The 15,846-nt window shown below is 52.5% G+C and carries 8 protein-coding genes and 4 pseudogenes; 8 read left to right on the top strand and 4 right to left on the bottom strand.

All coding sequences use genetic code 11. The features are described 5' to 3' along the window. The first annotated feature begins 134 nt into the window (after nucleotides 1-134). A complete protein-coding gene (locus GYA94_RS07735) occupies nucleotides 135-851 on the top strand; it encodes a hypothetical protein (RefSeq protein WP_161892052.1) in 717 nt (238 codons plus the stop codon). Here the strand turns inward: GYA94_RS07735 and GYA94_RS07730 are convergent. Next, nucleotides 820-2,031, bottom strand: a complete 1,212-nt coding sequence (locus tag GYA94_RS07730) for a site-specific integrase (RefSeq protein WP_161892051.1) — start codon at nucleotides 2,029-2,031, stop codon at nucleotides 820-822. The two genes, GYA94_RS07735 and GYA94_RS07730, sit on opposite strands and share 32 nt — an antisense overlap. Before the next feature lie 517 nt (nucleotides 2,032-2,548). Here GYA94_RS07730 and GYA94_RS07725 point away from each other — a divergent pair. The 3 genes and pseudogenes from GYA94_RS07725 to GYA94_RS07715 all read left to right on the top strand — a co-directional run bounded on the left by GYA94_RS07725 (nucleotide 2,549) and on the right by GYA94_RS07715 (nucleotide 5,970). Beyond that, nucleotides 2,549-3,853: pseudogene (locus GYA94_RS07725) on the top strand (tyrosine-type recombinase/integrase). A gap of 893 nt (nucleotides 3,854-4,746) precedes the next feature. Beyond that, nucleotides 4,747-5,339 (top strand): annotated as a pseudogene (locus tag GYA94_RS07720) (site-specific integrase); the annotation flags it as partial. Nucleotides 5,340-5,658: 319 nt separating this feature from the next. Beyond that, nucleotides 5,659-5,970, top strand: a complete 312-nt coding sequence (locus GYA94_RS07715; RefSeq protein ID WP_144187525.1) for a hypothetical protein — start codon at nucleotides 5,659-5,661, stop codon at nucleotides 5,968-5,970. A gap of 385 nt (nucleotides 5,971-6,355) precedes the next feature. On the opposite strand, the gene GYA94_RS07710 is transcribed toward GYA94_RS07715, so the two are convergent. From GYA94_RS07710 to GYA94_RS07700, 3 genes are all read right to left on the bottom strand, one after another. Continuing rightward, nucleotides 6,356-8,080: an ATP-dependent nuclease gene (locus GYA94_RS07710; protein ID WP_161892050.1), complete on the bottom strand. Its 1,725-nt coding sequence runs from the start codon at nucleotides 8,078-8,080 to the stop codon at nucleotides 6,356-6,358. A 630-nt stretch (nucleotides 8,081-8,710) separates the two neighbouring features. Continuing rightward, entirely contained in the window at nucleotides 8,711-11,122 is a 2,412-nt protein-coding gene (locus tag GYA94_RS07705) for a DUF262 domain-containing protein (protein ID WP_161892049.1), read from the bottom strand. Beyond that, entirely contained in the window at nucleotides 11,119-12,915 is a 1,797-nt protein-coding gene (locus GYA94_RS07700; RefSeq protein ID WP_161892048.1) for a DUF262 domain-containing protein, read from the bottom strand. Before GYA94_RS07700 ends, GYA94_RS07705 begins: the two co-directional genes overlap by 4 nt. A gap of 773 nt (nucleotides 12,916-13,688) precedes the next feature. Between GYA94_RS07700 and GYA94_RS07695 the strand changes: the two are divergent. The 4 genes and pseudogenes from GYA94_RS07695 to GYA94_RS28120 form a co-directional block, all read left to right on the top strand. After that, nucleotides 13,689-13,838, top strand: a pseudogene (locus GYA94_RS07695) (Fic family protein); the annotation flags it as partial. 455 nt (nucleotides 13,839-14,293) lie between these two features. Beyond that, the gene (locus tag GYA94_RS07690) at nucleotides 14,294-14,521 is read left to right on the top strand and encodes a hypothetical protein (RefSeq protein ID WP_054903892.1); all 228 of its coding nucleotides are present in this window, start codon (nucleotides 14,294-14,296) and stop codon (nucleotides 14,519-14,521) included. Nucleotides 14,522-14,976: 455 nt separating this feature from the next. After that, complete coding sequence (locus tag GYA94_RS07685) at nucleotides 14,977-15,441, top strand: helix-turn-helix domain-containing protein (RefSeq protein WP_125854783.1); 465 nt, start codon at nucleotides 14,977-14,979, stop codon at nucleotides 15,439-15,441. Next, nucleotides 15,441-15,671, top strand: a pseudogene (locus GYA94_RS28120) (PIN domain-containing protein); the annotation flags it as partial. The gene GYA94_RS07685 and the pseudogene GYA94_RS28120, both read left to right, overlap by 1 nt. Nucleotides 15,672-15,846 lie beyond the last annotated feature (175 nt).

The following is a 15,846-nucleotide window of genomic DNA, read 5'->3' as shown; positions in this document are numbered from 1 at the left end:
AGGCAAATGCGGCGGGTGGGATAAATCTAGAACGCAAAAAAGATATGTGCAAGCAAAAACTGCACGAAACCAGACAATTGACAGCGTTTGCGTTCGCGTAGAGTATTTGCAGCAAATCTAGGAGGAGTGTGCCTATGGCCAGGCCAAAGAAAACTGCGGATCAGAGCTCGACCGTTAGCGTCTCGCTGCGCGTTGATCCAGCCATCAAGTACGCAATTGACATCGCAGCGCGTATCCAGAAGCGGACTGTGACCGGGGTGGTTGAATGGTCGGTTGAACAGGCTCTAACCGATGTGAAGATGCCGGTAGATTTCATGGTGCTCAATGAGAAGCACAAGCCGGAGATGCCCGAGCCACAAAGTGTCATGGATGCCGTCAAGGAGCGGTTGTGGTCGCCAGACGAAGCGACACGGGTCGTCCGGCTGGCATTTGAGTACCCGAGCCTCCTGACGTTTGAAGAGGGTCTGTTGTGGGAGTCTCTACGCCTCTCGCCGCCTTTTTGGCGCTTCACCCCTAGAGTGGTTGCAGAGGCAAGCCCATGGAAGAACGCGCGGCTGGAGGTTATCTCTAACTATTGGCCCGAGTTAATTCGTCGGGTTCGCGAGGCGGGCGGGATAGTTCAGGTTAGCTATGAGGACGTTGGACTTCCAACTCCCAAGGAACTTGAGGAGAAAAAAGCTGAGGCCATTCAGCAAGGCGGTTACTTTGAAGAGATTGCCATGGAGAATGAGCGTCTAAGAAGTGAAAACGAAGCACTTCGAGTCTTAAGCGATGGCTTGCGCACAATTCTGATGAAGATTGACCCTAAGACTGCGAAGTTTAAAGAAGAAGATCTACCGCCGCCGCTTTAGAGTCTGGCGCAAGGTGGGCGTAACGCAGGGTCATCTTGAGGTCTGCATGCCCCAGCAGATCCCGGATCGTATTGAGCGGCACGCCCTTCATTGCCAGTTTTGAGGCGAAGGTGTGTCGAAGGTCGTGCCAGCGGAATGCGCTAATGCCTGCCGCCTTCAATACGGCATCCCATGACTTTTTGACGTTGTCCATACGCCCGCCAGTTTGGCTTGGGAAGACAAGGTCAGAACTTGATGACTGTTCTTTCCAGCCTTCGATAGTTGCTAGGGCATCGGCGTTTAAAGGGATATGTCGAGTCTGATCGGATTTGGCACCTTCACCAACTACCGTCAGATTCTTGCGCAGAGTATCAATGTCTGCCCAAGTCAAGTTAAACAACTCGCCCCTACGAAGTCCGGTGTTCAGGCTGATAATTACCATTGGCTTGAGGTGATCGGCAAATGCGAATTCACGCAAGTTAGGCAGCTCTTCTTTCTTCCTGTCTCGGCGCCAACGGTTAGCGGTGTCGCGCTCGGCACGTATGCGCTCCTCACGGTCGCCCAGGGCTTTGCGCAGTCGCTGTTCCTCTTCCCCTGATAGGAATCGAACCCGGCCACGAGTATCGAGGCGCAACGGCTTCAGCTTGGTCATTGGATGATCTTCAAGCACGCCCCATTCCACGGCCTTGGAGAGGGCGCCCCTGAGAGCTGCGAGCTTCCTATTGGCTGTTGCATCCTTCAAGCCTGCCGCCAGCCACTTCACCCGCATAGCCTCCAGATCGCGCTGATTGAGGTCTGAGAGGGGCTTGGTCATCAGGGCAGCAAAGCTGTGCTCTATCGCGTGCCGGGTTTTCTGGTGCGCCTTGTGGTGCGTTTCCAGCCAGGGGTAATAGCTCTCGGCCAAGTAGCTTGCCAGGGTGTGGGCGGCCCTGCGCTTGTTCTTGGTGGCAACCAGTGGCGCACCATGCTCATGCGCTTCTGCCAGCCACCTGGCCGCTTCCGTCCTGGCCTGATCGAGCGTCATCATGCCGACCCTGCCCAACGTGGCGGCTTGATTCCTGCCCCAGCTCACCATGTAGCTGGAGTGGCCACTAGGTAGTACCCTGATCGACAGGCCGGGCTGAGCGGTGTCGTGGATGCGGTAGGGCTTATTCTGCGGCTGGATGCCCGCAAGAAGCTTAGCGGTAATCTTGGTTTTCATGGCTGGGCGTCCGTGACAGCAGGGTGACAGCAAAATAGACTATACGGACGTGTTTCAAAAGACAAAACCAGACGCTAAAGCCCCGTATTTACTGGGCTTGCCCCGGATTTGCTGGGTTCCATAACGCACTCGTAACGCGAAGGTCGCAGGTTCGATTCCTGTCTCCGGCACCACATCCAGCTCCACTGCATTCCGCTGAATGCTTTGGAAGCCCTCTAAACCGGCCTTATGGCTAATGCCAGTCAGTTACATAATTTGGGGCCGCTTTACGACCCTTCGCGGGCACGCCCGCTCCCACAGGGGATCGCGCATTTCTTGAGTTCAGCGCCAAACGTGTGGGAGCGGGCATGCCCGCGAAGGGCTGCAAAGCAGCCCCAGTAACGCTCAACTGACAGGCATTACCCTTCTGGCCGGTTTGTCGTCTCCAAGACCCACCGTCGCGAACCAGCTAAAACCCCAATAACCGGGGGTGTTTTTTGGGGTACAGCGTCTTTCCTGAATGGGAGAGCGTACCCCAATGCCACGCCTAGCCACTCCGCTCAGCGACCTCAAATGCCGCACGGCCAAACCGAGTGATCGCGCCTACAAACTGTTCGACGGCGGGGGCATATACCTGTACGTCACGCCCGGTGGCTGTAAGACTTGGCGGCTGCGGTATTTCAAACCCAGCGGCAACGAAGGCACGCTGATCATCGGAAAGTGCCGCATCGTTTCGTTGGCCATCTCGAGAACCAAGCGCGATGAGGCCAAGGCTCTGTTGCTCGACAACCTCGATCCGATGGAAGAAAAGCAGAAGGCCAAGATTGCAGCTCAGTGGGCGAGTCTTCTCTTTGAAACTGTCGCCTTGGAGTAGCATTTCGAAATGTTTAGGCGGGAGCTGAGCAGGTTACGCACCCATGTGTTTCCACTGATTGGCCAGCGGCCTATTGCTGAACTCGACACCCATGATCTGCTTGAGGTCACCCAGCGGATCAAGGGTCGCGGCACCATGGATGTTGCGCTGCGTGTGCAGAACTATCTATCCACGATCATGCGGGGTGCGAAGCGGGCGCGGCAGATCACTCAAAACCCAGCGCTCGATCTGACCGGCTCGATTCAAGCGCCGCGCACCGTGCACCGTCCTGCACTCTCGCTGAACTGCCTTCCTGAGCTGTTGGACCGAATCGACAACTACACCGGTCGCGAGCTGACTCGGCTCGCAGTGCTGCTGACGCTGCATGTGTTCGTGCGCTCCAGCGAACTGCGCTTTGCACGGTGGGATGAATTCGATCTGCAGCGGGCAATGTGGGAGATCCCCGATACCCGCAAGCCGATTGAAGGCGTCCGCTATTCCACGCGCGGGACCAAGATGAGTGGGGACATTCAGATAGTGCCGCTGTCGCCTCAAGTCATCGAGATCCTTGAACGGCTGCGCAGCTTGAATCGGTTCTCTGAACTGGTGTTGCCCGGTGACCACAGGTACTGGAAACCCTTGTCGGAGAATACGGTTAACCAGGTGCTGGGCAATATGGGCTACGACACCACCAAGGACGTGTGCGGGCATGGTTTCAGGACCATGGCCTGTAGCGCCTTGCTCGAATCGGGGCTGTGGACGGACGCGGCGATTGAGCGGCAGATGAGCCATCAGGAGCGTAACCGCGTGCGCGCTGCGTACATCCACAAGCCCCAATTTCTGGAGCAGCGTCGGTTGATCATGGCGTGGTGGAGTAACTACATCAATGCCAACAGATCGGGCCATGTCACCCCGCATGAGTCTGCCCATCCGGTAGGCGACAACGTCACCGACTTGCCAAATAGGCATGGCGCATTCAATCGCGGGTGAGCCTGAAAGATGGGTGCTGGCTGCTCTTTCACGCGGGTCCATCCAAACAGGGCTGCAAAGCCGCCCTGTTTGGATGGACCTCACTTTGAAGAGCTAAAAGCCACGGCGTTGTCCGGGATTTACCACGGAATTCCACCGGTGGATAACTGCTTTTCACGTCCCCAAGAGCGCTGAATTTCTGCCCTTGACCGGGTTTATCCACAGGCGTAGAACTGGCCGTGCAAAGGCTGTCGATGACAGCATCCCAGGTGGCCCGAACCTTCAAGGTCACGCCGCTCCCGCGGCGGTTCTCCCCAAGGGCGATTCGCATCCGGCAGCTCGCCCGGTCACCTCCCAGGTGATGGATGCTCTTACACATATGGCGCTCGTGCGCCAGCTACACCGTACCTCGCTGTCCTGCAGCAACCTATCCGCTTGGCCGACTATTGCGCCAACCTGTGCCCGTCTCTTTCTGTGGAAAGAGACGGGCACTTCTACCACTCCTGCAGCCCTTATCGCACGTGGCTTTGCGGCATTCCCCCTCGTGACAATCGGCGTGACAAACGCCGATGTCATCTGCAACAGCGATGTAGATGATGGTGCCGCAGACCAAGGAATGGACTGCACCTGACTGACAGTCAGGCATGCCCCGGTCATCGCACTGCTGCGTTCACCCGGCTCAGGATCTCGCGGTGCTGGTCTCGTCAGCCAATGCAGCCTCCACCCGCCCATCGGTAACGGTGCTGAGGAGGCAAGATCATGAGATGCCCTTGCTCCCGGACGTAAGGAGCCGCCAGTCCCGCGTAGTGGACATTCCCCACAGGTCGCAGGGGCCTTGATCCCTGATAACACTCAGCATTCTTGGCGGGATGATGTGGGGCGAGGATCGGAGAAAGGTAGATGAGGTGAACGACATGGCATTGGTAGGTAGACGCGATGGCCGTAATTTCGGCTACGGTAGGCAATTGAGCTATGCAGGGCCGCAGGCGCTGAAAGACATGTTTGGCGGTGACCATTACGGCACGGTCAAGGCGCACTGTGATCGCTGGCTGGCATTCGTGAAGTGGTGCCGCTCAGAACAGGGGCCGGGCATCAATGATGCGCGGCAGATTGATCGAAAAGTGTTGGCCGACTATGCGGCGTATCTGCGTGACGTGTTTGGGAGCGGTGCCCTCGCCATCAGCACCGCGCAAAACCGCCTATCCAGCGTTAACATGACCATGGCGGCGCTTCGCGGAGATCAGCGAGTAAAGTTGCCAAGCCGGAGCAAGGCACTGAGCATGCAGCGCACCGGGGGGGGCGACATTCGGTGCCGCAGGGCCAAGACCGTGCGCAGGTGCAGCAGATCGTCGACGTGCTTTGCCACCAACATCAGCTACGGACCGCCGCAATTGTTCTGTTGGCGCAAGCCTCGGGATGCGCTTGCGCGAGGCAATCTTGGCTGATCTGCCACGACTATGCCGTGAGGCCAATGACCTCGGCAAGCATCCAGGACGGCACCAAGGGTGAATTGCGGTGGACGACCATATTCTATATTGGGTCTATAGCTGCTCGTCGTGTGATCGGCAGATGACTGGCAAGATACACCGTGCATTAAGGGCGTTTAATGGGCAGAGGCAGAGAATTGGCACAGTGCAACTGATGTCGTACTATGCCACTAGCCCTATCGTTCATCCCCGCATCTACTGATCGCGCCCGATCTAAACAATGAGACCAAGCAGGGAATTACGAATAGGCGCAGAGTATTATTTGATATAGGTGAGAATAATTAAGGCTATCAAATCGATTATTTTTGCTAAAATGAAGTGTTGCTTAGAAGGGGGTATATGTTGTTTCGAATCATTGAGCTCACGCAAGGCAATCTAAATAATAATCACCTCTACCTATCCAGCATCATAGATTTATTTCCTGCTGATTCCATTGGTGGCCCTAATGAAAGTGAGCTTGGAGCTCAGCTTGAGATCCACTGCGGCATTGCAGAGCCGATTCTCACTGACATTGCAGGTGACAAAAAAATTTTCAGGAAACGCTCTTGGGTGGGAGATTTTTTCCAGTCCCATTCCCTGTCTGCTGGTAACCGAATAATAATTGAAAAAACTGGGATCAATCGCTACCACATTTACCCAGTACGGGCGTAATGCTCAAATAGGCCAATCGTGACACAGTGCCGCGATCCGCTCAGTTGGTATGAGTTAGATCATTCTAAAAATCATGATTCTACGCGCTTTCTGGGTTAGTTGAGCAGTCAATCTCCTCCAGATTTCGCGTAGCAATGCGATCCTGGAAACTCAGTTGGGGTTTTCACACAGCCTAGGTCGATGACGGATTTCCAAGACAGGCAGCTTTCAACCCAGCATAAATAGTCTGTTCCACCTTCAATGATACTGGTAACGGTTGGCTGGTAACTGTCAACGAAGGTGGAACATTTTTTGTGGTTTACGAGCATCTCGACCAACCGTATGGTGCTCGCATATTTAGCATCGAGCCTTAGCTAGAACATGAGCTTATCATTCGGAGTAATTGTTATCCTGCCGGGTCCTGTACCGCCAGATTTTTAGCGCTTCGAACTTTGGTATGCGTACTATAAATTTTTCTTACCTGAATTTCCAAAGCCTCATCTAATGCATTAAAAAGTTTTTCAAAGCGAACTATCCATGACTCATCAGTAGTGCTTTCGGCTCTTTGAATCAAATGGTTTCGCAGTTTTTCTTTTGCATCGTCGCTAGCGCACTCAAAGGGTAGTAAGTTGTCTTCTAAGTCGCAAGAAAAGCTCTTGAACCAGCCACTATGTTCCTTGTGGGCTTGGATTATCCACTCCCTTGGGAAGAGCCCTTCCAAGGCGAAGCCTGTTGGTAGGATAATAAAGTGCTTATTATGCTCAAATGGTAATTTTTTTTGGCTGCAAAATCCTTGCAGATTTCTTCTGGTCTTGTCACCTGCGTCGTCACCATCTAGTACGCAGACTGCAGGTCTTTCTCTATGGATATATTCCCAAGATGCCTTGATAAAGCCCTCGAGGGCTCCTACTCCTCCGAAATCTAAGAACTCGGCTCGCCTGACATTATCCCAACCATGCTTGCCAGTGGCTTTAATGCTGATTCTAGATAATGCCCACTTGAACACCTCTCTATCAGATTTTCCCTCTACGAAGATATTAAGTAATCCTAAATTACAGAAGTCACTAAATTTAACACCCAGAGAGTCTCGGATCGCTTTCGTGGCCTCTACATACGTAGTGCAAGCGCTGATTTTAGTAGTGCCTTCTTCGATCTCAGTTCTTATTACGCATTTGGGGTCTTTGGGTACAAACCCAAGACTGTGTGTAGTTACCACTACGTGAGATATTTCGCTTAAGTTTCGTAATATCTGAAAGCAGCTTTCCGCTAACTCTGGATGTAGGTATGACTCAGGCTCTTCAATTAGCCAAATTGGAGTCTTGCTCAGTTTTTTTTCTTGTTGCGCAATCCAAACAAAAGAGGCCAGCATCGAGGCAGATTGGATCCCCATCCCTTTCCTATGAATCTCTGTAACAACCGGGTCTGAAAGATGGAACTCAAATCCACCCAGAAGATTTTCCACTGAATTGTTTGGGATGCAAAAGTGGGTTTTTATATTGCCCATCCCTACGGAGTTCAACTGGGAGTCGATAACACCAGAGATTTCGCTAAGTCCGTAATCGATCTCTGTTACAATGTCGCTCAGTCGAGATGATACAGAACGTCTCATGTATGGAAGAAGTAATTCATTGTACAAGTCATCAATGTTTTTGCTTGATGAAACGTAGTGGCATTCAAAGGCCGCAAATAGAATTTCTAAAAATGTCTTCTGATATGAGTTGAATTGCCCCTTCATGTCTTCGTTGTACTTTTCGCCGACAAAAAGCCTATAAGATGGGTTTCCTGCCTTAGTAAAGGTCAGGTAAACAGTGACCTTGTCGGTAAGTTGTTTTGGCTGGTCTAAGCAGGAGTTTAGCAGTCGGTAATATTCCTGGGCGACCTCATCTTTTGTCTCAAGCGTGAACGTAGCTGTCAGCGAGCTTTGTCCGTTATCCACGTTTGCGGGGAAATCTCGTGTTGGCGAGTAATTGTTTTTATTATCAAATCCAGTAAACAGCATTTCTACAGCTTTTAATATGTTTGTTTTTCCGCTGCTATTTGGGCCTACAATGGTAATTCCATTTGTAAATCCAATTGTGGTATCTGCTACTAGTGTCCTAAAATTTTTGATCTTTATATTTTCAAGTATCATTCTTGCATCTGCCAGGTGGTGGTCTTTGCTGCATTCCTTTGCATACTACTGACTAAGACAGAGAATGGTAGAAATCAGCTTCTTGAAGATGGCAATCTGCCATAATTGTGAGCGAGCGTCTATACACTAAATGGGTAAATCTTGCTGCCGGTTTTTTGACGATGGCAGGGGCGCCTGCACCATCCGATTAGCATTGCGCAATGAGATTAAGATCGCGGGTATACACGGGATCTAGATTTCACGATGCAGATACCGATATTGAGTTAACGCAGCAGTTTTAAAAAAGTGGCACTCACTGACGTAAAGGCATTCGATAGGCCCCACCGTAGGGCCGTTGATTTGACTGGGTTTTGAACTCAAGAATCTCATATCTGGAAGCTAAAGAATCGCGGTGGAAAAAGCCTCACTAATGTTCCAAGGCGACCCTTCAAGGGCCGCCTTTTCTAAAGGGGTTTGTGGAGTGGTTACTCCAGATCACGTGACCTTCCGAATTCCATATTTGCCAAACGTTCCTCAAGCTTCCAATGCCTTGAAGGGAACAACAAACTGCCCATGCTATCCAACCGATGTCAGGTGGGATGTCATATAACGATTGAATTTAATAAATTTTAACTAAGCATGAGCGTAATTTCATAAAGTGTCAGTCGCCTGCACCTTTAAGGCCTTGATCGAATTGGATATTTTTTTGAGCGTGATAAATATATGCTCTCGCGAGACGTCTAGTGTGATGTGCTCCTCTTGAGTGTCAAACTTTAGCGCGGCGACTAAAATTTCTTTCAGGTCAGGCACGGGCTTCAAGTCTTTTAAGGAAAATTGAATCCTGAAATTATCAGAGATTGAATATATCAAGGGATACAGACTGATACCCTGGAACGTAAGCGCCAAAAATAAGCACGGTTCGTACTCCGAGCCGCTTGCTGCTTGGTATTCATCTTGTCGCAGTGGCAAGATTTTTTTCTGCAGTTTTTCCGCTTGAAGCTGGAGATGCAGGTGATAGCTGAACAACTCGGCATGCATCCCACTCATGCGACTCTTCTTGAGTAGGTAGATGCGATCGCCATCCCAACGCAGCGCATGCTCACCGCAGTAGCGGAACACCGCCGGCGTATCAATCATAATTTGGCGCCAAGGTTCCAATCCTTCGGCACTGGAAATTAGCCTATCTAGTTGGTCTTCAAGCGGAGCGTCGATATCAATCTGCTCCAACAGCCTGTGCAAAAGAGTACGCGCTTCTTGCGTATTATGTCCGGCACCGCCGCGCAACAACCGTTTCCAACTAGCTTGCTCCGACGCCGAGTTGACTAGGAAAGAATAGTTGGAGCCGCTGAGCAAAAAATAGTCGCCCAACGATAGCAGTGCGCGTTCCCATCGGAAGTCTGCCAGGCTGTTTAGGCCGCGCGCACCGAACATCGTTTCCGCTTTGTCCAAGTATTCTGCAAAGCACTGTTGCAACGTAACATGATCGCTGGGCACCCATTCCACAAGCAGTGCCTTACGCCGCTTGGCAAGGGCGCCACTGAACTCCAACAGGAATTCTATCTGGCCTTTGAAGTAGCCATGTTTTTCCGCACGTTCGATCAGTTCACGCCAACCACTGTGTGCCAGCAACAATTCGGCCTTGAACTGCTCTTCGGTAATCTGCTGTACGTAGAAACCCGCAGTCGGCTTTTCGTTACCGGCGAAGTAGCTGAGGATATCGTTGGCATGCGGCAATAGGCTCTGGACAGCCAGTAGGCTACGCAGCATGTCAGCGGGGCGTTCGTAACTAGAGTTGATCGACAGATTGTAGATCACCCGCATCCATTCAAGTAATGTTTGTCGCTCGATCTGTCCGCCCTCCGTGCGCACGTAGGTTACGTAAGCAAATACCTGTACTAGGTCGGAATAGGCAAGCGCTGCAGGGTCGCTGACTAGGCGCTGGAATATGGCTGCTTCATTGAAGTACGGATTATCTGGTAGCAGCGGTGTAAACTGGTTGTCTTTAGCGCTCCAAGTTTCCAGCAGCAACATCAGGGTAACGGAAAAGTCCCGCTCCAACCATCCGCCTTTGTGGTACAGCGTATAGGCGGATTTCAACGACTTGGTTCTAAAGATGCTTATATCCTCCAGGTACCCGGGAGATTCCGGGTCGCGGCAAATGAATGCCACGGCATGGAAGAAGTTCATGATCGCATCGTCGTAAAGGTTGGTTTCCTTGTCGCGATAGGCCCAGAAGAAGTCGGCCCAGTTGGTGTCCATGCGGCGGGCGAAAAAGTCTGCGACGCTGAACGTCTGGCCGCTGATATCACGCGTCTCACCAGCGAATTGGTTCTTTAGGTCGTGCTCGTAGCGGGCCTTGAATGTCTCGAACGTGGTGAGTGGTTTGCCCCGGGCGTTCATCTTGATATACAAGTCGTCAGACAGCCCGAAATGATTGAGGTCGAGCAACTGGAAGGTGATTACCGGTTGATTGTCGTCCATCAATCGTGCGTAGGCGCCTGTGACGTCTGCGAAAATTCGGTGAATAGCTTCCAGCATGGTCAGGCAGGACTGAATTGTCGGATCTAGGCGCCAGTAACGGAAATACCACGCTTGGTCGGTAATTAGCTTGGACAACGATGACCCGACGGCGGCATCGCGCGCGGGCCAAAAGTTTACTAATGCATTAAAGAACTCGGTGCTGCTTGGACGTACGCTGTAGGAAAAACGAGAGTCTTCACCTTCGCAGAACACCCGCTGAAACTCAGTTTGGCTACCGTCGCGCCAAGCCAAGTACCAATGCAGTAAAAACAAAGTGGTTAGGCGCTGCTGGCCATCAAGTGGCAGAAAACGGGGGGCCTCTTGAGTATCGACGCTACCATATATGAAGTCTAGGTTAAGTGGCAGGGCGTCGCTATTTTGTGCTGATGTGAATGCTTGTAGTAGGGTGCCGAGGAATTCTTCGCGTACGTCTTCGGCGGCTGGACGGCCTTGGGCGTAGTCGCGCTGAATCATCGGGATTTGGATGCGCTGGTGGCGGCCCAGCAGCTGTTTCAAAGTGATCTGGCTGCCAGACTTGCTCATTGGGTGATCTCTTGGGCTGCGCTGAAAAAGCCCACAAGGGCTCGTGTGATTTCGGTTTTGTAGGCTTCGCGGTCGTCCTTGCTCCAGAACATCACGTTGTCGGCCTGCGGGCTATAGCATTTGAGGAAGACATTGCGTGTGCAGAGCGGTACGAAGATCCCAGACTGATCAAGGGTCAGTAGCGCCTTGCGCTTGACCGCGAACACGGCATTCTTGTAGCTACGGTTGGTACCTTTATCCAATAAGGTCAGGTTGCAGATACCATGGTCGGTAGGCATTTCATCCTTTTCTTGGAAAAATGCCAAAAGTTTGTTGTACAGCACCTCGAAGGATTGGTCCGACTGAGCTTTCTTTGGTTGCTCGATGAAGGCACGAATGCTGTTCAAAAGCTGCCTATGTTGTGCGCCTTGTTCTTCGAGTGTCTTGGCTTCCAGGTAACCCAGACAAAGATTCAACCAGTTCAACTGGTCATGCAGGCGCATGGGGCGACTGGAAGCAATCGAGCGTACGTGTTCAATGTCCCATTCACCGTTCTTGAAACTGTCGAACTGGAAGCGCAGGTTGGAGCGAGGGCTATCTAGCAAGGTGGCGATGTTGAAAAGCAACAGCAGCGAGCGAATCTCCGCCGAGTGGCGGCCGTACTCCAGTTCAGCGAGACGTTCGCTGATACTCATTTGTAGCGCTTCGGGCTTTAGAGCGTTGAAGTCTTCGTCGTTTATAGTTCGGACAAACACCGCTTTGCGAAGTTTGCGTTCGAATGCACTCTTGGTTGTCTGCAGTGACAAACTGCAGATTTCCGCGATATCCATGCCTTGATGGATCAGGAAACCGACGATGTGATAAAGGGTGCGGTCTTCAAACCACTCTTCCAGCATCATGAAAGTCTGCTTGATTCGCAGCCATTCCTTCCACGTGGCGCCCGTAACTTTTAATTTTCTACTGTAGGCATGGAAGATGCTGTGTTCATCTTGGTCCATCCTAGTAGTTAGGCCGTCGGCCTTGGCTACCAATTCAAACAACAGGCCGATTCGGTTTTGTGGTCGCCCCTGCTGGTTGCTGAGAAAATACCAGAACTCGTCCGCCTGCAGGGCTTTCTCCAGTTGATCCCACTCGTGTGCGATCTGCAATTGCCGGCTGGAGGTGTCTACTTCGCTGGCATCACCACGCTTGAGGAACAGAGCGCGGATCAGTTCGTCATCGGTCAGTGCTATCTTTCCCACATTAAGGCGGGTGAAGGCATCCACTGCGTTGTCTTGAGCAGCCAGCTCGAACCAGATAACTCGTGTTTTGTTGAGCAATGTTGACTTGATCTCATCCACTTCGTGAGATCGATTTTCGAACCATTCTTCGATGGTGTTGATGGCATTGAACAGATAGAAGTAGTCCACATTGCTTTCGGCAATAACCTCGCTGGGTTGATCAAGAAAGGATAGCAACCGTGGACGAGTTTCGTAGTCGAGGGTGAACAACTTCTGCCGATATTTTTCTGCCAGCCGCTCATTGAAATGTCGCAATATCAGCAGCAAAGTGGTCAGCCGCTGCTGCCCATCGACCACTTCGAGCGGGCCTTGCTCGGTAGCCTTAATCACCAGCGGTTGTAGGCAGTAGAACTCTTCTGGCTGAGGGTTACGGCGCTGGCTGAATTCGCGGATGTCTTCCAGCAACTGGGTAACCTGCAGGGGCTTCCAGCGGTAGCCGCGCTGGTAGGCAGGAATCCAAAACTGAGTCGGCTTGCCGTGCTCATCTGTGAGCAGTTCATGTATCGGTTTGAGGGACAATTCTGAATGATTCATTCGAGTCCTTTCGTCGCAGCGCAGGGGCCAGAGGGATAGAGGCGGTTGGCCATCATTATGCCCATTCGATGTCAGCAATCAATTGGTAGCCCTGGAGCGATGTGTGGAGCAGCCGCTATCCGTTAATTGCGCGAAAAACCGGCATCGAGGCAAACAGTAAGGCTGAGTTTCGGCTATTGGGCGTTTTCTGCTGATCCCACCTGGCGTTTGAAGCGGGTGGTCGTAGCTCTCACTGGAGGCCAAAAATTCCCGATTCGATTCCACGGAAAGCCATAACTAGCTGATTTTTTTATAGAGGTACACCAAAAAATCCACCAAATTCCAGCCCCGCGAAAACCGGGCCCTCACGTCCAACAACCGTCCGTCTGTCTCCGCACCAGTTTTTAATCCGCGATGGTTCACCACCATACGTGGAACCCAATGAAACCGCCGCCTAGGCGGTTTTTGCGCCGACTCCATGGGCGTTAAAACGCCACATTCTGCGGCATTTATGTACATTCGATAGTACATCCTAGTTTCGGTTAGCGAGCGATGTACTCACGCATCGTGCCGGTTGCCTGAGGTTGGGTCTGACGATTCGCCGGCCGCTTTCCTACCTTGCACTGTTCGTCCAAGCCCTCGCCCAATCGACTTATCGCCCCGCCTTTTTTGACTTAATCTTGCAGAGGATTTGAGATAATTCTTTTCTTTGATATGCCCTTAGCCCAGTGTTTACGGGCATAAGAGCAAAAAAATTTGAGATAATGCATTCGCCTCCTAGAGATAATTCCGAGATGCTTCAGTTCTCTCACCACGATCTCCAGCTGTTGAACCCATCCTTTGACTCGCCACTGGTCTACGTGCTGAGCGAGCTTGAGTTCCTGCGTCGCCTGAGGCTGGAGGGCGATACCCCGCAACAGACCAACTTCACACTCATAACCCTGCCTCGCCCCTCGACCGACTATCTACCCACACATTTCCGCGATTTCTCCCACAGCAAACAGCCTTGCTTTTAAGCCCCCGCAGCGCTACCTTCCCCCAGTCGCGGCCAATTCCGCGGCCGGGTTTGGCGACCCGAACGAAAAGGCGCATCGGCGCCCCCAACCACGATTGCAGGCGCTTTTTTTGCGTCGGCAGTTTCGTGTAATGGCGGCTGTGCGTGGGAGACCTTCGGGTCTGCCGAGTTCCTTTTCCTCGGTTCGCCAACCTGCGTACAGCTGCCACCCTAACCGTTTGGCGACGGTGAGGGCGGTGCTTCAATCGAAAAGGAAGGCATGCATGCACACTTCAAATCTATTCAGAATCCCCGCATTCGTTCCCCACCGTCGTTTCTCGAAGGCTTTCAGCGACATCACTGTCAATGCAGCAGGCCTTAGCTTCCTCCACCAGGGGGTGCGCCATGTCTGACCAAGAACGCCTCTCCACCCTCCAAAGCTACGCCTGGACCCTCGAACTGCTAGGTGAAGCCTTGGTCCAGCACGACGAAATGCTGGAATGCGAACACAACCCGCGCCTGAGCTTTCGCAATACGGCCGGCATCCACCAGGCGATCCGGATCATCAGCCGGTTGGCCAGCGAGCAGTGTGGCAAGGTAATGGAGCAAGCCGGGCGCGCCTCGACCGATTAGCGGAGTCATGGCTTGCTGGAGGGCGTAGTGGTCATTTTCACGACCTCGGGCGCCTCGGCGAGAGAGTGCCGTAGCGTGCACATTGTTGATCTGGACGTTTCCAGAGCGTCGAGCCTGATCAAGAAAGGCATGAACATGTGCGCGCGGGATCTCGGCGCCAATGCTCAACAGTCGTCTCTTCCCGACGGTGGTCATCGAGTAAAGCCTTGACCTAGTGGGGTCGCTGATGACCGGCCCTGTCCGTTGATTGGACCGCTTCGGGTCGCACTCTGGCCCTTCACCCTCAGCGGAACCACAGGCCTGAGGAAGCTGTGGGTACCAGCCACTAGCTCATGATCATGCTTGAGCCGGCGCCGAGCCTTGTTTCGTTTGTTGCGTTTCGTTTATTTCGATTATAAGATCTAAACCTGCCGTATGGGACGCCAGGAATTTCAAGTCGCTTTTGGAGACACATCATGACTACCGCCGATCTCGCTCGAAGCATCCTTCCAGATGAGAAAGCGATCGCCGCGGCTACTGAATCAAGCCGCCAGATCGCTGCTTTCGTTTCGACGAAACTGGATATTCAGCGTATTGAGCTGATTGATGAAGCCCAGCAACGCCAAGTCGTTGAGCTACCGACGTTCGCTCTTAGACTGCTCGGGGACATTCTTAACGAACTGGCTCTAGGTAACACCGTGAAAGTAGTGCCGGTTCACGCAGAACTGACTACTCAAGAAGCCGCCGACATGCTCAACGTGTCGCGTCCGCATCTTGTCAAGCTACTGGACGAGGGTCAGATACCACACACAAAAACCGGCAGCCACCGTCGTATCAAGTTCACCGATGTCATGGCGTTCAAGGCCGAACGTGACAGAGTGAGCCAAGCCGCCATGGAAGAACTGGCTGCACAAGCCCAAGTGCTCAATATGGGGTATTAATGAGGCATTCACCGTTCACTGTTATCTATGACGCCTGTGTGTTGTACCCAGCCCCTCTGCGTGATTTGCTGATGCACCTGGCCTTGACCGGCGCTTATCGAGCGCGCTGGTCCGTGCAAATTCATGATGAATGGACGCGAAATGTGCTGAAAAATCGTTCTGACCTGACTAAAGATCAGCTTGGTCGCACTGTTGTAGCCATGAACCGGGCAGTACCTGATTGTCTTGTGAATGTGAGGCTAAATTTCCTGGTCACGAAAAAGCCGTGACCGGGCGTAGGAACCCGTTGGTAAACTTGGCGTACGCACTCGGCGCCGCTGCACCACAGCTGGCGCTTTTTTGTGCTTGCCGTGCTGTGTCATGGCGGCTGTGTGCGGGCAGGCTTCGGCCTGGCCGGGTTTCCAA

Origin of the sequence: Pseudomonas juntendi (assembly GCF_009932375.1) — a bacterium.
Lineage (GTDB): Bacteria > Pseudomonadota > Gammaproteobacteria > Pseudomonadales > Pseudomonadaceae > Aquipseudomonas > Aquipseudomonas juntendi.
The sequence above is the reverse complement of the archived record's forward strand: the minus strand, read 5'-3'. Positions and strand labels throughout refer to the sequence as shown.